General features: G+C 67.6%; 19 protein-coding genes and 1 pseudogene. 9 read left to right on the top strand and 11 right to left on the bottom strand.

What is annotated here, in order from left to right:
* Positions 1 to 6: 6 nt before the first annotated feature.
* A complete protein-coding gene (locus tag E0T84_RS18345; protein WP_110765148.1) occupies positions 7 to 1206 on the top strand; it encodes a peptidoglycan DD-metalloendopeptidase family protein in 1200 nt (399 codons plus the stop codon).
* Positions 1193 to 1558, top strand: a complete 366-nt coding sequence (locus E0T84_RS18350; RefSeq protein ID WP_070188459.1) for a DUF3054 domain-containing protein — start codon at positions 1193 to 1195, stop codon at positions 1556 to 1558. Before E0T84_RS18345 ends, E0T84_RS18350 begins: the two co-directional genes overlap by 14 nt.
* Here the strand turns inward: E0T84_RS18350 and E0T84_RS18355 are convergent.
* From E0T84_RS18355 to E0T84_RS18370, 4 genes are all read right to left on the bottom strand, one after another.
* Complete coding sequence (locus tag E0T84_RS18355; protein ID WP_138745140.1) at positions 1546 to 2886, bottom strand: HAMP domain-containing sensor histidine kinase; 1341 nt, start codon at positions 2884 to 2886, stop codon at positions 1546 to 1548. The two genes, E0T84_RS18350 and E0T84_RS18355, sit on opposite strands and share 13 nt — an antisense overlap.
* Before the next feature lie 24 nt (positions 2887 to 2910).
* Positions 2911 to 3579 (bottom strand): response regulator transcription factor, encoded by a 669-nt coding sequence (locus E0T84_RS18360; protein WP_171055080.1) that lies wholly within the window; start codon positions 3577 to 3579, stop codon positions 2911 to 2913.
* A 76-nt stretch (positions 3580 to 3655) separates the two neighbouring features.
* Entirely contained in the window at positions 3656 to 4039 is a 384-nt protein-coding gene (locus E0T84_RS18365) for a heme-binding protein (RefSeq protein ID WP_070188456.1), read from the bottom strand.
* 168 nt (positions 4040 to 4207) lie between these two features.
* Positions 4208 to 4765, bottom strand: a complete 558-nt coding sequence (locus tag E0T84_RS18370) for a hemophore (protein WP_138745142.1) — start codon at positions 4763 to 4765, stop codon at positions 4208 to 4210.
* Positions 4766 to 5034: 269 nt separating this feature from the next.
* On the opposite strand from E0T84_RS18370, the gene E0T84_RS18375 reads away from it, so the two are divergent.
* Both E0T84_RS18375 and E0T84_RS18380 read left to right on the top strand, forming a co-directional pair.
* Entirely contained in the window at positions 5035 to 7902 is a 2868-nt protein-coding gene (locus E0T84_RS18375; RefSeq protein WP_138745143.1) for an MMPL family transporter, read from the top strand.
* Between the two features lie 425 nt (positions 7903 to 8327).
* Positions 8328 to 8789, top strand: a pseudogene (locus E0T84_RS18380) (XRE family transcriptional regulator); the annotation flags it as partial.
* A 10-nt stretch (positions 8790 to 8799) separates the two neighbouring features.
* On the opposite strand, the gene E0T84_RS18385 reads toward E0T84_RS18380, so the two are convergent.
* On the bottom strand, positions 8800 to 9489 hold the full coding sequence (locus tag E0T84_RS18385) for a hypothetical protein (protein ID WP_138745144.1): 690 nt from the start codon (positions 9487 to 9489) through the stop codon (positions 8800 to 8802).
* A complete protein-coding gene (locus E0T84_RS18390) occupies positions 9486 to 10094 on the bottom strand; it encodes a hypothetical protein (protein ID WP_138745145.1) in 609 nt (202 codons plus the stop codon). Before E0T84_RS18390 ends, E0T84_RS18385 begins: the two co-directional genes overlap by 4 nt.
* Before the next feature lie 65 nt (positions 10095 to 10159).
* Between E0T84_RS18390 and E0T84_RS18395 the strand changes: the two genes are divergently transcribed.
* Positions 10160 to 12145, top strand: coding sequence for a M13 family metallopeptidase (locus tag E0T84_RS18395; protein ID WP_070945497.1), 1986 nt, complete (start codon positions 10160 to 10162; stop codon positions 12143 to 12145).
* A gap of 59 nt (positions 12146 to 12204) precedes the next feature.
* Here the strand turns inward: E0T84_RS18395 and E0T84_RS18400 are convergent, their stop codons facing one another.
* Positions 12205 to 13224 carry a L,D-transpeptidase family protein gene (locus E0T84_RS18400; protein ID WP_070188452.1) on the bottom strand — a complete coding sequence of 340 codons (1020 nt, stop codon included), beginning with the start codon at positions 13222 to 13224 and terminating at the stop codon, positions 12205 to 12207.
* A 142-nt stretch (positions 13225 to 13366) separates the two neighbouring features.
* Positions 13367 to 14614 carry an MFS transporter gene (locus E0T84_RS18405; protein WP_138745146.1) on the bottom strand — a complete coding sequence of 416 codons (1248 nt, stop codon included), beginning with the start codon at positions 14612 to 14614 and terminating at the stop codon, positions 13367 to 13369.
* A 184-nt stretch (positions 14615 to 14798) separates the two neighbouring features.
* Here E0T84_RS18405 and E0T84_RS18410 point away from each other — a divergent pair, with 184 nt between their 5' ends.
* Positions 14799 to 15098 carry a thiamine-binding protein gene (locus E0T84_RS18410; protein WP_138745147.1) on the top strand — a complete coding sequence of 100 codons (300 nt, stop codon included), beginning with the start codon at positions 14799 to 14801 and terminating at the stop codon, positions 15096 to 15098.
* Here E0T84_RS18410 and E0T84_RS18415 read toward each other — a convergent pair.
* Positions 15095 to 15400, bottom strand: coding sequence for a metal-sensitive transcriptional regulator (locus E0T84_RS18415; RefSeq protein ID WP_070945471.1), 306 nt, complete (start codon positions 15398 to 15400; stop codon positions 15095 to 15097). The genes E0T84_RS18410 and E0T84_RS18415 overlap by 4 nt on opposite strands.
* A gap of 79 nt (positions 15401 to 15479) precedes the next feature.
* Between E0T84_RS18415 and ilvD the strand changes: the two genes are divergently transcribed.
* Positions 15480 to 17183, top strand: a complete 1704-nt coding sequence (gene ilvD / locus E0T84_RS18420; RefSeq protein ID WP_138745148.1) for a dihydroxy-acid dehydratase — start codon at positions 15480 to 15482, stop codon at positions 17181 to 17183.
* 147 nt (positions 17184 to 17330) lie between these two features.
* Positions 17331 to 18500, top strand: coding sequence for an ankyrin repeat domain-containing protein (locus tag E0T84_RS18425; RefSeq protein ID WP_138745149.1), 1170 nt, complete (start codon positions 17331 to 17333; stop codon positions 18498 to 18500).
* Here the strand turns inward: E0T84_RS18425 and E0T84_RS18430 are convergent.
* Positions 18469 to 21078 (bottom strand): LuxR family transcriptional regulator, encoded by a 2610-nt coding sequence (locus E0T84_RS18430; protein WP_138745150.1) that lies wholly within the window; start codon positions 21076 to 21078, stop codon positions 18469 to 18471. The genes E0T84_RS18425 and E0T84_RS18430 overlap by 32 nt on opposite strands.
* Before the next feature lie 178 nt (positions 21079 to 21256).
* Positions 21257 to 21697 carry an SPW repeat protein gene (locus E0T84_RS18435; protein ID WP_070945474.1) on the bottom strand — a complete coding sequence of 147 codons (441 nt, stop codon included), beginning with the start codon at positions 21695 to 21697 and terminating at the stop codon, positions 21257 to 21259.
* 136 nt (positions 21698 to 21833) lie between these two features.
* On the opposite strand from E0T84_RS18435, the gene E0T84_RS18440 reads away from it, so the two are divergent.
* A complete protein-coding gene (locus E0T84_RS18440) occupies positions 21834 to 23288 on the top strand; it encodes a hypothetical protein (RefSeq protein ID WP_138745151.1) in 1455 nt (484 codons plus the stop codon).
* Positions 23289 to 23328 lie beyond the last annotated feature (40 nt).

Consider the following 23328-nt stretch of genomic DNA (forward strand, 5'->3'; position numbering starts at 1 on the left):
ACGTCCATGCGAATCCGGTATCCGATCGCAGTGCTCGCCCTGATCTTGGCCGGGTGCTCGTCGGCAGAGGCTCCGCAATCGGAGTCCACCACAACCACCGCCCCACCACCCGAGGTCACTCCGGTGGTGGGATCGGTTCTGGCAGAACCAATTCCAGTGGCCGCCACCGATGGCCGCACCCATCTGGCCTACGAGCTCGTCTTGACCAACACCTCACCGGGCACGGTCACCCTCAATTCCCTGAGCGCCGCGACGGCCGACCGCAAGTTGCTCACGTTGTCCGGGGACAGCCTCAAGTACTGGACCAGGGCGATGGGTAACTCCGCGGTCGCAACCAATGTCCTCAACCCCGGCCAGAGTGCCTACGTGTGGTTGGATGTCGTCGCAGACGACCCGGCCCAGGTGCCGACCGAACTCACCCACGAGCTCGGGATCACCGTGGCCAAGCCGATGCCACCGCTAGTGCCGCCGACCCTGACCGAGCATGTGGCGCCCGTGTCGGTGCAGACCCGCAAGCCGGTGTCCATCTCCCCACCGCTGACCGGCGAGAACTGGGCGGACGCCAACAGCTGCTGCGATATGACACCGCACCGGATGGCGCTCAACCCCATCAACGGGAAGGTCTGGGCTGCCGAACGATTCGCGATCGACTACGTGCGGTTGGGCGCCGACGGGCGGCTGTCCACCGGGGACCGCGCGAAGGTCGAGAGCTACCCGTACTTCGGTGCGGAGATCCACGCGGTGGCCGACGGGCCTGTGGTGGCGGTTCTCGACGGCCTGAACGAGCAGGTTCCCGGGGTGACGCCGCGTGGCCTCACCCTGCAGCAGTACGGCGGCAACCACATCGTGCAGGACATCGGTGACGGCAACTACGCCTTCTACGCCCACCTGCAACCGAACAGCCTCAAGGTCAAGCCCGGTGACAAACTCAGCGCCGGGCAGGTGATCGGCGCCCTGGGCAACTCCGGCAACTCCGACGCACCGCACCTGCACTTCCATGTGATGGACGGTCCGGATCCGTTGGCTTCCAATGGCTTACCATTTACCTTCAAATCGTTCCGGCTCGATTCGCGGCTCACCTCGCTGGCCGCCGCCGACGCACTGTTCGACGGCAAGCCGGCCGCACGGCAACCGGGCTTCGCCGAGCGCGACCAAACCGACGTCAGCCCACTGGTACTGGATGTGATGACATATGCGACGAGCTAGCGGCGCGGCCTTCGTTGCCGACCTGATCTGCGTGGTGGTGTTCTGCACCATCGGACGACGCAGCCACGCCGAGGGCATCACGGTGGCGGGGGTCGCCGAGACGGCATGGCCGTTCCTGGCCGGCACCGTGGCGGGCTGGTTGATCTCCCGCGGGTGGCAACGCCCGACGTCGTTGGCGCCCACCGGGATTGTGGTGTGGGTCAGCACCGTGGTGGTCGGCATGGTGTTACGCAAACTGACCTCGGCCGGGGTGGCGGTCAGCTTCATCGTCGTCGCCTCACTGGTGACCGCGCTGCTGTTGCTGGGCTGGCGGGCAGTGTTCGCAGCACTGCGGCGCCGTCAATCTGCCTGAGCCGCAACCCCTGTCGGGGAGATCGCCACGGTCAACACGGCACGAAGACCGCCCAGCGGGCCGTTGGACAACGTGATCTCACCGCCGTGCAACTGAGCCTGCTGAGCCACCAGTGCCAGGCCGAGGCCGGAGCCACCCGCCATCGCGGTGCTACCCCGGCGGAACCGCCCCAGTACGGTCTCGTGCTCCTCGACCGGTAGGCCGCGGCCGTTGTCATCGACGGTGATGACGAGGTGCCCGTCGCCGCGGTGCGCGGTCAACGCGACGCGGGTGGCCTCGCCGTGGATGATGGCGTTGCGCACCAGGTTGTCCAGCGCGATGCGCAGCCCACCGGGCCAGCCCATCACCAGGCCCACGTCGTCGGCCACCTGCACGTCGATCTGGACATGCCCGCTGCCCCTGGCGCTTTCCCTGACCACCCGGTCGAGCAAGTCGGCGATGTCGATCAGTTCGCGATCCTCGGCCTGAGCCAGCTGCCCCGAGGCGAGTTGGCCCAACGCGGTGATGATCGCCTCGACCCGTCGTTGCGCCCTGGACAGGTCGGCCACCACTTCGTCGCGCTCGAACTCGGGAAGATTGTGGATGCGCAGCGTGTCCAGGTCGGCACGCATCGCGGTGAGCGGCGTGCGCAGCTCATGGGCGGCATTGGCGGCGAAATCCTGAGCGGCCTGAAGGGAATTGGTGGTGGCCCGTTGCGCGGCAGCCAACCGGGTGAGCATGCCCGCCATCGCCTCCGACAGCTCCTCCGCCTCGCGCACGCCGCGCACCTTCGGCATCGTGTCGGTGCCACTGTCCAGTTTCGAGGTGTGCTCGGTGAGCTTGCGCAGCGGCCGGATGGCCGGGCCGGCCAGCAGCCACCCCAGCCCGCCGGCCACCAGCACGGTGACCACCCCGAAGCCGGCATACAGCGGAATCCTGTTGGGGCTCAGCAAGATACTGTCCGCACGGATACCGATGGACATCAGCACTCCGCCGTGCTGCTCCAGCTGCACAGTCCGCACCCGGTAGTCGACACCGTTCACCTCGACGGTCTCGGTGCCCAGCGGCAGTGCCGGCAACTGGAAACCCCGCTGGAACACCACCTGCCCGGTCGAACGCGAGCGGCCGGTGGTCAGCACCCCACGGGTGGGATCCTGCAGATGCTCGGGGCTGATGCTGGCATCGACAATCGAATCGAGCCTGCGGTCCAACTGCGCGGAGTCGTTGTTGGCCAGCACAACTGACGTCAGGATGGTGAACACAGCCACCACCGCCGCGGCCGCCAACGCCGCAGCCACCGCGACCCTGGTACGCAACGACGCCGAGCGGATCAGGCTGAAAAGTCGCACCTGGCCCCGGTTCTCATGGCGTCCTCACGTATCTTCCCGCAGCACGTACCCGATCCCGCGAACGGTGTGGATGACGCGCGGAACGTCAGGCCCTTCCAGCTTGCGGCGCAGATACGAGATGAAGACGTCGGCCACGTTCGTGTCCACGTCGAAGTCGTATCCCCACACCAGCTCGAGGAGCCGTTGCCGGGACAGCACCACACCCGTGTTCTCCGCCAGCACGGCCAGCAGATCGAACTCACGCTTGGTCAGGTCGACACGCTCCCCGGCGACGAATACCAATCGGCGGGCGGTGTCGATGGTCAGCGCACCGACGGTCATGGTGTCCGGCGCGCGCTCGGCGTGGCTGGCCCGGCGCAACAAGGCGTTGAGCCGGGCCACCAACTCGCCGAGATCGAACGGTTTCGTCAGGTAGTCGTCGGCGCCGGCTTCCAGCCCCGCGATGCGGTCGTTGACCGTGTCGCGGGCCGAGAGCACGCAGATCGGGATGTCGTTTCCCAAGGCCCGCAGTGCGGTGACCACAGCGACGCCGTCGAGCTCTGGCATCTGCACGTCGAGGACCAGCGCGTCGTGCGACTCGTTCGACAACAGCCGCAGCGCCTCCTTGCCGGACGCCGCGACCCGGACATCGAACCCCGAATGCCGCAGTCCGCGGGCTACCGAGGTACGCACATCCGGGTCGTCGTCGACCATCAGCACCGTGCGGCTGAAACTCTCGGGCGTCACGTGTCCTTCACCGCTGGCGGGGGTTGCTTCCACCCGCACTCGGTTACGGGATGGAGGGAGCCGGGGCTTCGCCGCAGCGGTTCTTCAGGTCTACCAGCGGCTGGCGGATGCCTGTCAGCTCGGCCTTCGTCTGGGGATTCGCTTCGAGGTAGTCGTGCACCTTGGTGCGAACCTCTTCGCGCGGCAGGCCTTCAAGGCTGGTGAAGAAGTAGTTCACATCGGGGTGGGTGAACAGGTACGCCGAGGTTGATGCCGACACACCCGAAGCCACACCGGCCAGATCGGCGGCGCTGCAATTGGGAGGGTTGTTCGCCGGGTCGTCGGCCAGCGCCGACGGGATGGCGCCGAACAGCATCGCACCGGCTACGGCGCCGGCGCCGGCCACGCCGGCCACCACGCGCCGCGCATTTCGGGCCGAGAGCAACATGGTCGAGCTCCTTCATCGGGTCGGGAGGCCGTCACCGAAACGGTCAACGGCTGAAGGAAAGCTAAGCAGAATCCTCGACGACTTTCCTGCCTTGCACGCAAACCGCCGGTCCGCCTGATGAATCCGCAGTTCAGCGACGTCGCCCACGGCGACGCGACGGCACCCGAGCTAGCGGGTCGATGCCGTCGCGGGACCCGGAAGCGGACCGGAGCCCGCCGTGACGGCCGAGGCCGGCGAGGATTGCGCGGGCACCGCGGCGCGGGGCACACCGACGTTCTGTGCCGAGGGCAGCCCGCCCGGCAAACCACCGGCGGCGGTCCCGCCGCCCTGCTGGGCGGCCTCGGCCAAGCCCATCAGTTGCGGCAGGCTGACCGGCAGTTTGCAGCGGCCGCCCAGGATGGCCAGCGGCTGCTGCAACCGCTGGATGTCCTTGGCCGCCTGGGGGTTGGCGTCGAAATAGCTCTTGAGCGCGCCAATCGATCCAGGCCCGGCCTGTTGCTGACTGATGGTGGTCAGGGCTTGGTTGGTCTGCGGATGCGTGTCCAGGTAGTTGCCGATGTTGGTGGCCACACTGCCCGCGGTGCGGGCGACCTCGCTGGCGGCACACGGATCGGTCGCGGCCGTGGCGGAGGGGACGACGAGTGCGGCCACCATCGCCCCGCCGGCGCCGGTCACCGCGAGTGCGGCGGCCAGACCGCGGCGCAGTCCAGCGTTGATCGGTTGCATGGGTACTCCTTCAGCGTGGGCCCCGGCGCATACGTCAGCCGGGGTCGTCCTTGGCTATGTCGCCGCGCCGGGCGAATCCGTTAGCACGGCGGCGCCGACGTACCCCGGCAACGCTACGGACGCCTGCTGTGAGATGTCTCAGCGCGATCTCAGAACCGTCAGAGGGCGGGCCACATTACACCGGTGGAGGTACGCTCTCGCTGACACGAGCCAGGACACGCCCAGCCATGTTGGGGGGGAGAAAGCGGGGATCTCGCATCCAGCAGTTCATGATGCGCTTGAGCAGCTATCTGCGCAGATTCCGCTGGGCGGTTTTCGCGACATGGTTGCTGCTACTGGTGCCCTCGATCTACCTCGCGATCAACCAGTCGTCCAATCTCACCGGCGGCGGGTTCGACGTCGAAGGTTCCCAGTCGCTCCACGTCCAGCGACAACTCGAGGAACACTTCCCGGACCAGGGCGCGTCCCCGCTTGCCCTGATCGCGTCTCCCCGCGCCGATGCCTCGTTCCAGGACATGAACTCCGCGGTGGTGTGGCTCGAAAAGGTCGCCGGCGAGGTGCCCAGCGTCAAGATCGTGCCGAATCCTCAGCAGCCGGCCCCGCAGCCCGACCGGCCCTATGTGATCACCCTGCAGCTGGACTTCAACAACACCGGCGCGGTGGACGTTGCCAAGCAGCTGCGCCAGAAAGTCGGTGTGCACGGCGAAGAGCCGGGCGAGAGTGAGAACGGCAGGGTCAAGTTCTACGTCATCGGGCAGGGCGCGCTCGGAGCGGCCGCCACCGAGGCCACCAAGCACGACATCGCCGCCGCCGAGAAATGGAACCTGCCGATCGTATTGATCGTGCTGCTGGCGGTGTTCGGTTCGCTGGCCGCCGCGGCACTACCACTGGTGCTCGGCATCTGCACGGTCGTGGTGACCATGGGTCTGGTCTATCTGCTGTCGATGTACACGCAGATGAGCGTGTTCGTCACCTCGACGGTGTCGATGTTCGGCATCGCCCTGGCCATCGACTACTCACTGTTCATCCTGATGCGGTACCGCGAGGAGCTACGCGCCGGGCGTGATCCGGCCGACGCGGTCGATGCGGCGATGTCCACATCCGGCCTCGCGGTGTCCCTGTCCGGCCTCACCGTCATCGCCTCGGTCACCGGCATCTACATCATCAACACCCCGGTGCTGGTCTCGATGGCCACCGGCGCGATCCTGGCCGTCTCGGTCGCGGTACTGACCTCCACCACCCTGACCCCGGCCGTGCTGGCGACGTTCGGCAGCGCGGCGGCCAAGCGCTCGTCGTACCTGCACTGGTCCCGGCGCGCCGAGGCGACGCAATCGCGGTTCTGGACCCGATGGACCGGGGCGGTGATGCGTCGTCCGTGGGCCTCGGCCCTGGCCGCGACCATCCTGTTGTTGATCCTGGCGGCACCGGCCTTCGGCATGGTGCTGGGCAACAGCATGCAGCGCCAGTTCGAGCCCACCCACGAGATCCGCGGCGGGGTCAACGCGGCGGCCGATGCGCTGGGTCCGGGAGCCCTGGGCCCCGTGCGCGTGCTGGTGACCTTTCCATCAGGAGACGGAGCCGACGCTACCTCTCCGAACGCCACCGCCGCACTCGACGCGGTGCGCCAGGAGATGACGCGGGCACCCAACGTGCAGACCGTGCAGCCGCCCGTGTTCGCCGACAACAACACCAGCGCACTGCTGTCGGCGGTGCTGAAGGTCGATCCCGAGGATCTGGCCGCCCGCGAGGCCATCGACTGGATGCGGGACAAACTGCCGCAGGCCGCGGGCTCGGATGCGAACGTCGACGTCGGTGGTCCGACGGCGCTGATCAAGGACTTCGACGATCGGGTTTCCAGTACCCAGCCGCTGGTGTTCCTGTTCGTCGCGTTGATCGCGTTCGTGATGCTGCTGGTGTCGATCCGGTCGGTCTTCCTGGCGCTCAAGGGCGTGCTGATGACCGTGCTGTCGGTGGCCGCGGCCTACGGCAGCCTGGTGGTCGTCTTCCAGTGGGGCTGGTTCGAGGGGCTGGGGTTCGAAAAGATCAGCTCGCTCGACAGCACCGTTCCGCCGCTCGTCCTGGCGATGACCTTCGGTTTGTCGATGGACTACGAGATCTTCTTGCTGACCCGGATTCGGGAGCGGTTCCTACAGACCAACAGCACCCGCGACGCGGTGGCCTACGGCGTCAGCACGAGCGCGCGCACCATCACCAGCGCCGCACTGATCATGATCGCGGTGTTCATCGGGTTCGCTTTTGCCGGCATGCCGTTGGTGGCCCAGCTCGGTGTGGCGTGCGCGGTGGCCATCGCCGTCGACGCGACGGTGGTCCGGCTGATCCTGGTGCCCGCGCTGATGGCCATGTTCGACGAGTGGAACTGGTGGCTGCCGCATTGGCTGGATCGGCTGCTGCCCGAGGTCGATTTCGAGAAGCCGTTGGCCAAGGTCGCGGTAACCGACCTGGTGATCATTCCCGACGACATCTCCGCATTGGGGCCCAGCGGTTCCGACCTGCGCATGATGGTCCGCACCGCCGCGAAAATGAAACACCTTGCCCCGCAAACAATCATCGTCACGGATCCGCTTGCCTTCAGCGGCTGCAGCAAACCGTCTTCGCGGCTGGCGGCCCGGCGGCCCGGTGGCCCGAAGCGGTGCCCCGGGGTGCATCCGGTGACGATGTGGCGGGGCCGGCTCTCGGTGGCGGTCGACGCGCTGGAGACCGAGGCAGACGCGGAGCGCGCACCGATGGAGCGGCTCGGCCCGGTCGAGACCACCAATGTGCAACTGCCGACCGGTGATCGGCTGCAGATCCCGACCGGGGCCGAAACGCTGCGGCTGAAAAGTTATCTGATCATGTGCCGTAACAGCGCCAAAGACTATGAAGAGTTTGCTGATCTCGTCGATTCGGTGGAAACCGAAACTGCAGCTCTGGTGTTGTCGGGCATGGACCGGTATTACTGTGGGCAGAACCCGAAGAGCAGATGGGTCGCCACGCAGCTGGTGCGCCGGCTGGCCGACCCGCAGCCGTCCGATGAGCACGACTTCGTGATGTCGGACCCGGATGCGGCTGCCGAATGGGAGAAGGTCAGGCAGCGCTGCCTGTCAGTTGCGGTAGCAATGCTGGAGGAGGCGAAGTGACGTTGGCGCCCGACGTCCGGGAATCGAGGGATGCACGCATCGCGCGTCGCGACGAGGTTCAGCCGGTGCAATCGTCTCCTCGACGGCCCGGCGCACCACGCGGCCAAGGCGCCCAGCCGCCGCGCAGCTCGGCCCAGCGCGCCCCCGTCCAGCGGACGGCCCCGCGCACCGCGCCGCCCCAGCGGACCGCGTCCGCACCGCGCTCGACGACCCCGCGCACTTCGGCACAAAACAATTCGGCGCAACGCAGTTCCGCACAACGCCCCCAGAAAGCGCCCGCCCAGGTACAACGGAAACAGGAGCAACGCGTTCCTGGGCAGGACACAACGGCACAGCGCACACAGGGGCAGGGCACGCAGACACCACGCACACCGGTACAGCGTTCGCAGCAGCCGGCACAGCCGCGACAACAACGTCCGGCGAAGGCCGCGCCGCAGCAGCGTCAACCCTCATTCGACGACCGGCCGGTCGAGTACTGGCCGACCGCGGCGATCCGCGCGGCCTTGGAGACCGACGACATGGCGGTCTGGCAACGCATCGTCGCCGCGATCAAGCGTGATCCGTACGGCCGCACCGCCCGCCAGGTCGAGGAGGTGCTGCAGACCGCCCGCCCCTACGGCGTGTCCAAGGCACTGTCGGAGGTCCTGGTGCGCACCCGTGAGCACCTCGAGGCCACCGAGCGCGCCGAGGTCGCCCACCAGATCCAGGCCATGCTGCGCCGCTCCGAACTGCAGGCACCCGAATTCGCTTCGCGCTGCGGGGTGTCCAACGAGTCCTTCGCCGACTACCTGGAGGGCACCGTCAGCCCGCCCGCCTCGCTGCTGCTGCGCATGCAACGGCTCTCGGACCGGTTCGCGAAGCTCGCCGCGCAGCGCTCCGCGAAGTAGTCGCCTGCGCTCAGCGTGAGTGCAAGGGCGTGACGTTGTCGACGAGCCAGCGCCCGTCGGTCTTGCTCAGTGCCACCCGCAGTGCCATCACCGCGTTGTCCGTGGGTTTGCCGGGCGCGCTCTGAGTGCCGCGCAGGACGACGGCCACACTGGCCACCTGCGGACCCAGCGCCTCCACCCCCGCCGAGACGGTGGAGGCGGTGGCCGATACGTTCTTACTCGCCAATTCCTTTGCCACGTTGGCGAATTCGTTCTTGAACTGCTCGGCCTGCTGCGGCGACATCATCGCTGTCGCGCGGTCGATCGAGGCGGTCGGGCTCTGCGGACTGAAGGTGGCGGTGGCCTCCGAGACGCTGCTGGCGATCCGCACCACCTCGTCGCGGTCGTCGTTGAATGCGCGATCGGGCACGGTCCAGCGCAGGTACCCCACCGTCACCGCGGCCACCACGGCGGCCGCGGCCACACCGGCGACCGCGAGCCGCAGCCCGGGGCCGTCGTCGTCGGTGCCCACGGTCACGCCGTCGCGACGCGCCAGCACGACGTTGACGATGACGCCCTGCACGATCAGCAGGCACAGCACCGAGCACAGCGAGACCCACCACAGCGGCCAGGCCAAGGCAAGGCCGATGTACGCCAGCGCCGCAATCGCTGCCAACGGGGCGGCGACGTCAAAAGCGAGGACCCGCAACCGGTTTCTCATCGGATCGGCTCCAACCGCGAGATCATCAGGGTGCCGTCGACGTCGGACACGTCCACCCGCAGGGTCCAGCGCACGGTCTGGGGCTTGTCGGTGCCGGCGTTCTCGCTGACGGAGGTGGCCACCACCAGCACGGTGTCGGTGCGCGAAACCATCCCGGTCAGCTCGGGCTGGGGCTCCGGCATCGGGCGGCCGTCCGGACCTGGCGGCGGGTGATAGAGCGACTCGATGGCCACCGAGTCGATCTGGCCGGTGGTGCGGGCCTGCAGCCGCTGCACCAGGTCGCGGTAGGGCTGCACGGCCGCGTCGAAGTCGGAGTTGAGCTGGCCGACGGTGCCCTCGCGCAGCTTCTGCATACCCGCCTCGACGGAGTCCTTGTTGATGTTGATCAGGATGTTGGTCCAGTCGGCGGCCGTCCGCAGCACCCGGGTCTGGTAGGCCCGCTCGTCGGACTCGCTGTGATGGCCGGTCCACACCATGGCGCCCAGGACCACCGCTACGACGGCGATCACGCCGGCGACGGCCGAGGCGAAGCCGAAGCCGGTGAGGACACCGTCGGAGTGATCGGCTGTGCTGTCCTTGCTGTCCTTGCTCGGCGCCTCAGGCATGGCCGTGAGGGTACCGGCAGCGAAACCCGCCCAGCGCACCCGCGGCCTTCTGGAAGAATGTCGGGGTGACGGTAGAAGCGATCAAGTCGGGTATCGACCTGAACCATGTCGACCCGCAGGCCCGCCCGCAAGACGACCTGTTCGGCCACGTCAACGGCCGTTGGTTGACCGACTACGAGATTCCCGCCGACCGAGCCACCGACGGCGCCTTCCGGTTGCTGCATGACCGCGCCGAGGAACAGATCCGCGATCTGATCACGCAAGCGGCGGCTTCCGGCGCTGCGGCCGGCACCGACGAGCAGCGCATCGGTGATCTGTACGCCAGCTTCATGGACGAGCAGACCATCGCCACACGTGGCCTGGCGCCACTGCTGGCCGAGCTCGCCCTGATCGACGGCGCCGCCGACAGTGATGCGCTGGCCTCGGTACTGGGCGGGCTGGAGCGCACCGGGGTGTCCGGCGGAGCGGGGGTGTACGTCGACACCGACTCCAAGGATTCGACGCGCTACCTGCTGCACATGAGCCAGTCCGGCCTCGGGTTGCCAGACGAGTCCTATTACCGCGACGAGCAGCACGCCGAGATCCTGGCCGCCTACCCCGGTCACATCGCCCGGATGTTCGCGCTCGTGTACGGAGACGGGGCCGGTGATCCCGCCGACATCGCGGCCCGGATCGTGGCGCTGGAATCCAAACTGGCCGCCGCGCACTGGGATGTGGTCAAGCGCCGCGACGCCGACCTCACCTACAACCTGCGCACGTTCGCCGACCTGTCGGGCGATGCCCCCGGGTTCGACTGGGCCGGGTGGCTCGGTGCGCTCGGCACCACCCCCGAGAAGGTCTCGGAGCTGGTGCTGCGCCAGCCTGACTATGTGACGGCGTTCGCCGCGCTGTGGGCGAGCGAAGATCTCGAGGATTGGAAGGCCTGGACGCGCTGGCGTGTCATCCATTCGCGCGCCGGGCTGCTCACCGATGAGCTGGTGGCCGAGAACTTCGACTTCTACGGCCGCACACTGAGTGGCACCGAACAGAACCGGGACCGGTGGAAGCGCGGCGTCTCCCTGGTGGAGGGCCTGATGGGTGATGCCCTGGGCAAGTTGTATGTCGCGAAGTACTTTCCGCCCGAGGCCAAGGCCCGGATGGACGAGTTGGTGGCCAACCTGCGCGAGGCCTACCGGGTCAGCATCGACGATCTGGACTGGATGACGCCGGAGACCAGGGCCAAGGCGCTGGTGAAGCTCGACAAGTTCACCCCCAAGATCGGCTATCCGGCCCGCTGGCGGGACTACTCGGCGCTGGTGGTCGAGCGGGACGACCTGTACGGCAACTACCGACGTGGCCATGTGGTGAACTCCGACCGCGAGCTGGCCAAGCTGGGCGGTCCGGTGGACCGCGACGAATGGTTCATGACGCCCCAGACCGTCAACGCCTACTACAACCCGGGCATGAACGAAATCGTCTTTCCCGCAGCCATTCTGCAACCCCCGTTCTTCGATGCCGAGGCCGACGACGCGGCCAACTACGGCGGTATCGGTGCGGTGATCGGGCATGAGATCGGCCATGGCTTCGACGACCAGGGCGCCAAGTACGACGGTGACGGCAACCTGGTGGACTGGTGGACCGATGCGGATCGTGCCGAATTCGGGGTCAGGACAAAGGCTTTGATCGATCAGTACGAGAAGTTCACCCCGCGTGGGCTGGACGGCTCACACCATGTGAACGGCGCGTTCACGGTCGGGGAGAACATCGGCGACCTCGGCGGGTTGTCCATCGCCCTGCTCGCCTATCAACTTTCGTTGAAGGGCGAAGAAGCGCCGGTGATCGACGGCCTGACCGGCGTGCAGCGCGTCTACTTCGGTTGGGCGCAGGTGTGGCGGACGAAATCTCGTGAGGCCGAGGCGATCCGGCGGCTGGCGGTGGACCCGCACTCGCCGCCGGAGTTCCGCTGCAACGGCGTCATCCGCAACATCGACTCGTTCTACGAGGCGTTCGAGGTGGCCGAGACCGACGAGCTGTACCTGGAACCGGGCCAGCGGGTCCGGATCTGGAACTAGCCCCGGACACAACAAAACCCCTGCCGACGGGCAGGGGTTTTGTTGTATCGAACGTTCGTCTAGAACATCTGCCAGTCGGAGGCACCGTCCGGCGTGTTGTACCAGCCTCCACCGGTGTTCTTGATCACCACCGGGTCGCCGCTGCCGAAGTTGTCGTAGAACCACTTGGCGTTCTCGGCGCTGAGGTTGATGCAACCGTGGCTGACGTTGGTCTTGCCCTGCTGGGCGACCGACCACGGGGCGCTGTGTACGAAGATGCCGCTGTTGTCGATGCGGACGGCATCCTTCACCTTGAGCTTGTAGCCCTCCTTGGAGTCCACCGGCACACCGTAGGTCGAGGAATCCATGACGATGTCGGGGAACTTCTCCAGCACGTAATAGGTGCCGTTCTTGGTCTCATGCTTGCCGTCGGGCTTGCCCATCGACACCGGGAAGGTCTTCTCCAGCTTCCCGTTACGCATGATCTCCATCTGGTGGGTCTTGTCATCGACGGTGGCCACCAGGTAGTCGCCCACCCGGAAGCTCGACTTCGTGCCGGCCGCGTCGATGTTCACCACCGTGTTGGACGGCCAGAAGTCCTGCGGGCGCCAGCGCAACTGGGTGTCGGTGACCCAGTAGAAGCGGCCGGCCACCGGCGGGTTTGAGGTGATCCGGATGGCGTCCTGGGCCATCTGGCGGTTCGCGATCGGCCGTTGGAAGTTGATGTAGATGGGCTTGGCCACACCCACCATGGACCCGTTGACCGGGTTGAACGACGGCGGCACGAACGGTGCCTCACCGGTGAACGGCGTGGAGTTCTGCCCGGGCGCGTCGCCCTCGGTGAACGGAACGGTCGGGGAGCCGTAGTTGATGATCGGCGCGGGCGTCGTCGGTGCACCCGGAGCGGCGGCATCCGGAGCCGCCGGATCGGCCGGCAGCGGCGGGATGTACGCGCCCGGCGGGGGGCCTGGGACTACGGGGTCGACGGGTGCTGGCGGCACCTCGGGGTCCGCGTAGGCGGATGGGCTGAGCACCATTGCACCGACCACTCCGGCGGCCATGAACATGGTGATCAGTCGACGTTTTGCCGATTTCGGCATGAGTAACCTCCAGACAGCACAACTCGCTCCAGTGTCTCACAGCGCAATGACCAGCTACTGTCGCGAGAAGCCGTCGACCCCCGACAACCACCGATTGCACGGCGCTGAACTGCGCTGTTTATCGACTGTGAGCATGCTCGCGTTACTTTTCGGCGGTGGCGCAGGAAACTGTGAAGACGCCACGAGTCGCCGCGACACCGCTCATGGCGACGATGATCAGCACCGCAGCGGCGCCCAGGGTCGGGGCGGCCCCGCCGTAGTCGTAGATGCCGCCACCGATGAGCGCACCGCCCATGATGCCGACCTGAAAGGCCGCGACGTACCGGCCGGAGGCCCCATCGGGGTCTTCCGGTGACGTGCGCATCGCCGATGCCTGCAGCATCGGCGGCAAAGCCGTCGACGCCGCGCCCCACACCACCACCGCGGCCGCACCCAGCACCACCGCGGCCCGGCCGGGCCACGATTCGACGGCCAGCAGCGTCAAGATGACCAGCGCAGCCGCCAGCGCGCCCAGACAGCCCACCACCGAGGCTTTCGGCCACAGGTCCAGGGGCCGGGCCATGGCGGCCATCCCGCCCAGCCCGGCGACCCCGAAGGCCGCCAGCAGCCATGCCAGGTGCGGTCCGTGTATCCCGACCACGTCCCGGATGATCACCACGATGAAGGTGAAGGCGATGAAGTGCCCGGTGACACCGATGAGGGTCAGCGCCGACAAGACGAGCAGCCGGCGGTTTCGCAGGTGGTGGTGCCGGGTCCCGGCCTCCGGTGTGAGGCCGGTGACGGGCGTGAGCGGCGGCAGCATCGTCCAGGCGGCCACGGCCACCACGGCCGCAGCCGCGGCGATGGCCGCCACGGCAGGCCGCCAACCCCACATCGTGCTCAGCGCCGCGGCCAGTGGATTGCCCACCACCAGCGCCAGCCCGGTGCCCACATACACCGCCGCGGTCGCCCTGCCTGCGTGGCTGGCCGGTACCAGACGGGCCCCGATCGGCGCGATCACCGACCACATCAGCCCATGGGCCAGCGCGCACAGCACGCGCCCGCCGGCCAGTACCGCGAAGTTCGGTGCGAGCGCCGAGACCACCTGGGAGACCGTCAGGCACACCAAGGTGGCGACCAACGTCCGGCGTCGTGGCCAGCGCGCCGTGAGGCGCACCAGGGCGACCGTGGTCAAGGCGGCGACCAGGGCATAGCTGGCCATCAAGGTTGCGACCAGGCCCTCACTCACCTGAAGATCGGTGGCGATCGCCGGCAGCGCACCGACCGGGAGCATCTCTGCGGTGACATAGACGAACGCCGCCGCGGCGAGCACGGCGAGTTGCGTGGCAACACGTGGTGTCCACGGGCTGGTGGGGGCGGAAAGCGATTCGCCGGTGACGCTGAAGGTCATGCTGAAATGCCACGGTAGCGCCATATCGTTGCGGTGCGTGGTTGCCGAACCGTGCGGATGCGCAATGGTTGCAAGCAAGCACAAGGCAGAGTTCGACCTCGTGAGCCCGCGTTCGTAACGCCATGGCGGGATTTCGGCGCTCTGGCCGCCACAACGTTACGAACGCGAGCGCACAATCGATTCCGTGATAGTCGCGTTCAGCATCAGCCCGACGGGCGGAGATGAAACCGGAAGCGTCGGCGCCGCGGTAGCCGAAGCGGTGCGGGTGGTGCGGGCTTCGGGCCTGCCCAACGAGACCAATGCCATGTTCACCAACATCGAGGGTGAATGGGACGAGGTGATGGCCGTGGTGAAGCAGGCCGTGGAAGTGGTGGCCGCGGTGTCCCCGCGCGTCAGCCTGATGTTGAAGGCCGATATCCGTCCCGGCTACACCGGGCAATTGACCGCGAAGGTCGAACGCATCGAGCAGGCGCTGGGCGACTAGGAGCGAACGAGGCGGGCGATCGCGGCCGACGCCTCGGCCAGCTTGGCCTCGGCTTGATCCCCACCTTCGGACACCGCCTGCGTCACGCAATGGCCGAGGTGCTCGTCGAGCAGGCCGAGCGCGACCGACTGCAGCGCGCTGTTGACGGCACTGATCTGGGTGAGGACGTCGATGCAGTACTTGTCCTCCTCGATCATCTTGGCGATGCCCCGGACCTGACCTTCGATCCGGCGCAGCCGTTTGGCGTAGTTGTCCTTCTGCGCCGAGTAGCCGTGTGCACCCGAGTTGTCAGCCGCGTCCATGCCCCCAGTATACGGGTACCCCACCGGGGTATAAGAAAGAATTTGGGCGGCTAACTAACCGGGAGGCATACTTACCTGCATGTCTCCCTCCGACCAGCCCGATATCAAGCCCCGCAGCCGCGACGTCACCGACGGCCTGGAGAAGGCCGCTGCCCGCGGAATGCTCCGCGCGGTAGGGATGGGCGACGACGACTGGGTCAAACCCCAGATCGGCGTCGGGTCGTCGTGGAACGAGATCACGCCGTGCAACATGTCGCTGCAGCGCCTGGCCCAGGACGTCAAGGCCGGCGTGCACGAGGCCGGCGGATACCCGCTGGAGTTCGGCACGATCTCGGTGTCCGACGGCATCTCGATGGGCCACGAAGGCATGCACTTCTCGCTGGTCTCCCGTGAGGTGATCGCCGACAGCGTGGAAACCGTGGTGCAGGCCGAGCGCCTGGACGGCACCGTGCTGCTGGCCGGCTGCGACAAGTCGATCCCCGGCATGCTGATGGCCGCGGCCCGGCTGAACCTGGCCTCGGTGTTCTTCTACAACGGCTCGATCATGCCGGGCGTCGCCAAGCTCACCGACGGCACCGAGAAGGAAGTCACGATCATCGACGCCTTCGAGGCGGTCGGCGCGTGTGTGCGCGGGCTGATGTCGCGCGAGGACGTCGACATCATCGAGCGGGCGATCTGCCCGGGTGAGGGCGCCTGCGGCGGCATGTACACCGCCAACACCATGGCCTCGGCAGCCGAGGCACTCGGCATGTCGTTGCCGGGCAGCGCATCTCCGGTGGCGGTGGACAAGCGTCGCGGCGAGTTCGCCCGTCGGTCGGGTGAGGCGGTCGTCGAGATGCTGCGCCGCGGCATCACCGCACGCGACATTCTCACGAAGAAGGCCTTCGAGAACGCCATCGCCGTGGTGATGGCGTTCGGCGGATCCACCAATGCCGTGTTGCACCTGCTGGCGATCGCCCGTGAGGCCGAGGTCGAGCTGACGCTTGCCGACTTCACCCGAATCGGCGACAAGGTGCCGCACCTGGCCGACGTGAAGCCATTCGGCCGCCACGTGATGAAGGACGTCGACGAGATCGGTGGCGTGCCGGTGGTCATGCGCGCGCTGCTGGATGCCGGCCTGCTGCACGGCGACTGCCTGACGGTCACCGGCAAGACCATGGCCGAGAACCTCGCCCACATCGCTCCCCCGGACCCGGACGGCAAGGTGCTGCGGGCGATGAACAACCCGATCCACCCGACCGGCGGCATCACGATCCTGCACGGGTCACTGGCCCCCGAGGGCGCCGTGGTGAAGTCCGCAGGGTTCGAGTCCGACGTGTTCGAGGGCACGGCAAGGGTTTTCGAGCGCGAGCGGGCCGCGTTGGACGCGCTGGAGGACGGCACCATCACCCACGGCGACGTCGTGGTGATCCGCTACGAGGGCCCCAAGGGCGGCCCGGGCATGCGCGAGATGCTGGCCATCACCGGCGCCATCAAGGGCGCCGGGCTGGGCAAGGACGTGCTGCTGATGACTGACGGCCGGTTCTCCGGTGGTACGACGGGCCTGTGCGTCGGGCATATCGCCCCGGAGGCCGTCGACGGCGGGCCCATCGCGTTCGTGCGCGACGGTGACCGGATCCGGCTCGACGTCGCCAACGGCACGCTCGACATCCTGGTCGACGAGGCCGAGCTCGCCGGCCGCAAGGACGGCTGGCAGCCGCTTCCCCCGACCTACACCACCGGCGTGCTGGCCAAGTACACCAAGCTGGTCCAGTCGGCCGCCGTCGGCGCTGTCTGCCAGTAGGGGAATCGGCCGGTAGAGTGGCGTCGGGCGTGCAGGAACGCCCGACGTCCGCTCGAAGGGGCCAAGCCTCCCTGCACACTGAGTTGCCCTGTGACCGACCTCTTCTCAGCCCGATTCGCGGACGCGGGCGTCTGAGAGGAGGCCGCCATGGCCAGCCGTCTACCGAGCAATCCCTCGATCGACCACCTGCGCGCCGAAGCCCGCGCGCTGCAACGGACGAACCGGATCCCACTACACGAAGCCCAGTTCGCCGTGGCCCGTGACTACGGTTTCAGCAGCTGGCCCAGGCTCGTGCACTATCTCCGGGATGCGGCCGAGCTCAGCGTCGATCCCGGCGCACTCGACGAGGACGCGCTGCACTCCGCGGACCGGTTCTGCTCGTGGGCATCGTTGCGCTACAACGAAACCGACGCACCACCACGGTGGGACTCCGCCGCGACCCTGCTGGCGGCAGAACCCGACATCGTCAACCGCCACATCTGGGCCGCCGCGTCAGCCGCTGACCCTGCGGCGCTGGCCCGTCACCTGACCAGCCGGCCCGCACCGGCGAACACTGCCGGCGGGCCGTTCGGCTGGGTTCCGCTGATGTACCTGTGCTATTCGCGAGTTCCGTCGGGTCGCACCGCCGACGAGGCCCTCGCAGCCGCGACGCTGCTGCTCGACGCCGGCGCCGACCCGAATGCCGGCTACCTCTGGTGCGGGCTGTCGACGCCCTTCACGGTGCTGACAGGCGTGTTCGGCGAGGGTGAGCAAGGGCCACGGCGTCAGCCTCGTCATCCATTCGCACCTGAACTGGCCACCTTGCTGTTGAACAGCGGCGCGCATCCGGCCGACCAGCAGACGCTGTACAACAGGATGTTTCGCGCCGACGATTCGCACCTGGAACTGCTGTTCGCGCACGGGCTGTCCACCGCCGGGCCGAGCCCGTGGGAGCGGCGCCTCGGCAAAGCCATGGAGTCACGTGACGAGATGTGGCGTCGCCAGGTCAGCTGGGCCGCCGAGCACGGATTCACCGATCGGCTGGACCTACTCGCCAGACACGGAATCGACGTAGCCGGGGTAGACGTTGTCACACCGCTGTTTCCGGACGATCCGAACACTCTCGACGACGAAGGCGCCACGGCCCTACACCAGGCCGCCTGGGCGGGCGACCTCGACCTGATCCGGCGTCTGCTCGACGCCGGTGCCGACCCGACCATCACCGACCGGCGCTTCGGCTCGACCCCGCAGGCCTGGGCCGAGCATGCCTACCAGACCGAGGCCGCCGACGTGCTGCGCCGGCACGTCATGCCGGCCCCTTCGGACCGCGACGGATGATGGCGGCGAGTTGTTCGCGTGAGCTTGCGCCCACCCGCTGACAGGCCCGGTAGAGGTGACCTTCGACGCTGCGCACCGACATCACCAGGCGCTCGGCGATCTGCTTGTTGCTCAGGCCCGCTACTACCAGTTCGACGATCTCACGCTGTCTTCCGGTCAGCGGCTGCCCGGCCGGATTGCGCAGTGCCGGTGTGCACAGCCCACCGCATTCGTCGGCGCCCGCCTGCGCCACGGCGGCCGCATAGGCACTGCGCTTGCCCTGACCACGGCGACCGAACGCCACCGCGGCCTGCGCGGTGGCGTCGGCGGCTGTGGCCCGGTCACCGATCGCCCGGTAACCCTCTGCGGCAGCGAGCAATCCGGCACCGTCATCGGCCGCCAGTGCCTCGACATGACGAGCCACGGTTTCAGCCAGGGGTAGCTTCAGTGTGTCCGCGAGTTCGCGGGCGCGCGCCGCCCCGGCCGTGTCACCCCACTGCGCGGCCGTCTGCAGGCACAGCAGTTCATGGGTGGGCTGTTCACGCTGCGCCGCAACCCGGCCCGCTTCGCGCACCACGTCGATCGCGTCGGTCAGCGCGCCACCGGCCGCCAGCGTCCACCCGGTGGCCACCGACATCGCGGTACCCATGAACACATACTCCTCGGGCACGCACTGTCCTACGCCGGCCAGCGCTTCGGTTGCCGCGGCGGCCTGGCCGAGTTTCGCGTACGCCTCGGCCAGCGCGAAACAGCTGGCGATACGCAAACCTGTTGTTATCTCATGCGTTTCAGCACCGGCATAGGCCTCATGCAGGTGTTTGACGGCAGCGGCCAGATCGGCGCGGACCAGTTCGGCGTGGCCGAGCAGATGAGCGAGGTTGGCGTACACGAGGCCCGGCACGTCGCGCGCCGACTCGTCCAGCCGGGCCGCCATCGCCGTCACGTCGTCGATGCGCCCGGTCAGCCGGCAGGCGCGGCCGTGGACGGCGCCGAACCAGAATCGCATGGGTGAGGACTCGAACGAGGTGTTGGCCCTTTCGATGGCCTGCTCGGCGAGTGTGTTGATCTCATCGACGTGCCCGAGCGCGCCGAAGGCCATCATCAACGCGATCGAGGCCATCATGGCGTGCAAATCGGGTAACCCACCGGAATCCAGGGCGACTCTGGCTTTTTCCTCCGCACTCACGCAGTGGCCGAGCACGGCATCGACGCAGGCCTCGATGGCCAGGCGCTCCATCCGTTGCTGGTCGGATTCAGCTGTGCCGGAAAGCTTTTCCAAGATCAGGCGGGCGTCGAGTGGCCGGCTCAGCATCCAGGCCAGATTGGCCGCCCGCACCGTCGCCCAGTGGTGGCTGTCCGGCGCGCCGTCGGCGCTGATCTCGCGCAGGACCGCCTCGGCCTCGTCGCCCCGGCTCAGCAGGAGCAGCGTCATCGCCTGCATCGGCGCCGCCTCGGGTGCACCGCATTCAGCTGCGGCAGCGGCGAAACGGTTCGCGGCATCGGGATCGAGGAGGACCGCGGCGCACCTCGCCGCCGTCAGATACAGCCCCGGGTCCGGTGGCAGGTCGGAGTTCAGCGCCAGCAGGGCCCGGCGCACCGTGGCGCGCATGTCCTCATCGGGCTCCGAAGCCAGCCGGTGCGCGAGCTTCCCACGGATTCTCGACAGGTGCATCTCACCGGCGGTGGCCCGGCGCAACTCGCCGTACAGCGGATGCGCCAGGGTGGCCATCAGACTGCGGCCGGCACGTTCGACGGTGATCAGGTGCATCTGCTCGGCGGCTTCGAGATCTTCCTGCTCGACCAGGTCGAGCAGGACGTCGACGCCCAGCGGCTCGCACTGCGACAACATGTCGAGCACCAGCGCCATGCCGGGTTCGAGTTCACCCAACCGTCGCCCGACCATGTCGGTGATGCTCTGGGACACGGCCACGTCGCCGTCCCACATCCACACCCCGGCGGATTTGCGCATCCGCCCGGCAGCGATCTGGTCTTTCACCAACTGCAGCAGGTACAGCGCGTTGCCTCCGGTGAGCTTCCAGAACCGGCGCGTACTGCGGCTGTCCACCGGCCCGGCGACCGCCATCTCGAGCAGAGCGCAGGCCGCGGTGGCAGACAGCGGTTCGAGGTCGATCCGGTCGAGCAGACTGTCCTTCCACAAGGCGGTCACCGCGTCGGGTTCCGGCCTGCCCGAACGCGCGGTGACCACCAGACGCACTCCCTGTGTCTGGGCCAGCTGGTGTACGACGTGTGCGGACAGTGGATCGAGCAGGTGGGCGTCGTCGATGCCGATGACGACCTTGCCCATGCGCTGCTGCGCCACGAAGGAATCGATCACGCGCCGCACGTCGGGCAGCGGATCGCACATGCTCTGGCTGAGGGATCCGGTGAACGCCCCGAGTGGGATGGCTCGCGCGGATTCGGTGCCGACGAACCAATTGGTGCGGTGCCCGGACGCCGCGGCGTGGCCGAGGGCTTCGCGGGCCAACCGGGTCTTGCCGACGCCGGCGCTGCCGACGATCACCACGCCGTGGTGGGTTCCCGGCCCACCAAGGCAGCGACGGATCGTCGCCAGCTCTTCTTCCCGCCCCGCCAGCTTCATCTCAGCAGTTCGCGCCCACCATCGCCGTCGTATGAAGTCCTGCGATTGCCCAGGATATGGCGCAAAACCCGGCCCGGGGCGTGAATCGATGCATGACGCCGCCGGCGGGCCAGGTCCCGGCACAGGTGTCCCCTCCAGCCGGACAACCGGCTGGCACGTCAGCCGCGTCTACTGGCGGTTAGGTGTGCGCCACTTCCGAATTGCGCACCCGCATCCCGAAGTACATCGCGTTGAAGCCCAGCACCATCACGAGCGCACCGCTGATCACATGCGACCAGATCATGCCGGCAGTCGGTCCGCTGACAAACACCCACGGCGAGATGATCAGCCACACACCGAAGATCGGCAGTGTCCAGGTCATGCCGTGGGCACGGTCCAGCGCGAAGCTGAAACACATTGACAGGAACGCGATCGCCCCTCCGACGATCAGATCGTTGACCGTGAGCCTGTTGAAGGCGTCGAAGCCGACGATCCAGGGTGACAGCGCGACGTACATTGCCGTCAGCAACGTCAGGCCAAAGGTGACCTGCGCGGCCATCGACTCTGCGACACGGTCATAGCCCGCCCGTAGGGCCATGATGTCCGGGTGTAGGTCGATTGATGAATGGACTGTACTCATTTCTTATCCTTTCCGTTACCCGGCAAGGCGTTTGGGCCATGCCGCCCCCATCCATCACTTCTCAGATTACGCCGCAAACCCGATGATGGCGGCCGCCGCGGGCAGGCCGTCACGGGCGCCAAGTACAGTCATCTCAATGCGGTGGCGCAGCAACGCGCGAACAGATGACCCCACCGGCGCACGGCAGCAACTCGGCTGGTTCGCAACGCTGTTCGCGATGGCGTTGGCCTTCCATTACTCCGACAGCCAACCCCTCGCGGTGGCGCCGGCGTTACTGGCCGGACTACCCGCACTGCTCTTTCCGGGCTCGGTTCCGGCCGCCGGCCTGGCGGTGGCGGCCGGGGCCACCGTAGCCGTGCTGAATCTGCCCGCCGCGTCAAACCATCTGGTGCTGAGCTTGCTGATCGCCGTCGCGCTGGGCACCTCGGCCGTGTGGTCGTGGGCCATCCGGAACCGGCCCGGGGTACCCGAGCGCTTCGTCGTGCGCTGGCTGGACACTGCGCGCACCCCGGTCGGACTGGTGTTGCTCGTGGTCTATCTGTTCACGGTGTTCGACAAGCTGAACACCGCCTACTTTTCCCAGGCAACGTCGTGCGGCGGCGAACTGTTCGGCCAGATTTTCTGGCTCAACGGCTTCGACGACGTGGTGCCGGGTCCGACCGTCGGGCAGTTGGTCGCCATCGTGGCCGTGGTGATCGAGGCCGTCATCCTGGTGTTGCTGGCGGTGCCGCGCCTGCGTTTCTGGGGCGTTGCGATCGGTGTGGTCTTTCACTCGATACTGGCGCTGTCCTCGTTCTATGACTTCGCCACGATCGTGTTCGCGGTCTATGTGCTGTTGGTTCCGGCCGAGTCGTTCACCACCCCGGCGGCCCGAAGCACCGCCCTGCGATACGTCGCGCTCACAGGCTTCGCGGGCCACGTGCTGCTGAGCGTGGTGTCGAGTTCGGCCGAATCGCCGAGCAGCCCGATCGGTCTGCCGTGGCACACCTTGTTCGTCCTGACCTGGTACATCGCCGTGCTCCCGTTCATGGTCGTAATGCTGCGCGGCTACCGCGGCGCGCAGGCCGCCGGCGTCCCCACCCCAGCCTGGCGGTTGCGTCCCCTGGTGCTGCTCCTTGCGCCGTTGCTGGCGTTCGCCAACGGCGCCACGCCTTACGTGGGGCTCAAGACGGTCGCGAATTTCTCGATGTTCAGCAACCTGCACACCGAAGACGGCAGCACCAATCACCTGTTGCCCGGCGTCACCGGCCTCGAGCTGACGGGTTACCTGCGTGACACCGTCACCGTGGTGGGGCTGGAGTTGCCCCGGTATGCGGGCGACACGACTTCCCTTCGGCGGCAAACCCGTTGGCTGTCCGAGGACCCTCCGGTCCGCATTCCCTGGCTCGAGTTGCGGCGCACTGTTGCACTGTGGCGGGACGCCGGGCTGACCGGCGTCCGCATCGCCTATCTGCACGACGGGCCACCGCAGGTGGTCGACGACGCCACGAACGATCCCGTGCTGGCAGCACCGCTGCCGTGGTGGCAGCGGCATCTGCTCGCCTTCCGCGCCGTCGACTCAGGTTCGGGCCCCGACGTCTGCCGCTGGTAACCCCGGCACCCGCGGCCGTGTGTCCGTCGGCCGCCAGGCG

This window comes from Mycobacterium sp. DBP42 (assembly GCF_005924235.1).
GTDB classification, from domain to species: domain Bacteria; phylum Actinomycetota; class Actinomycetes; order Mycobacteriales; family Mycobacteriaceae; genus Mycobacterium; species Mycobacterium syngnathidarum.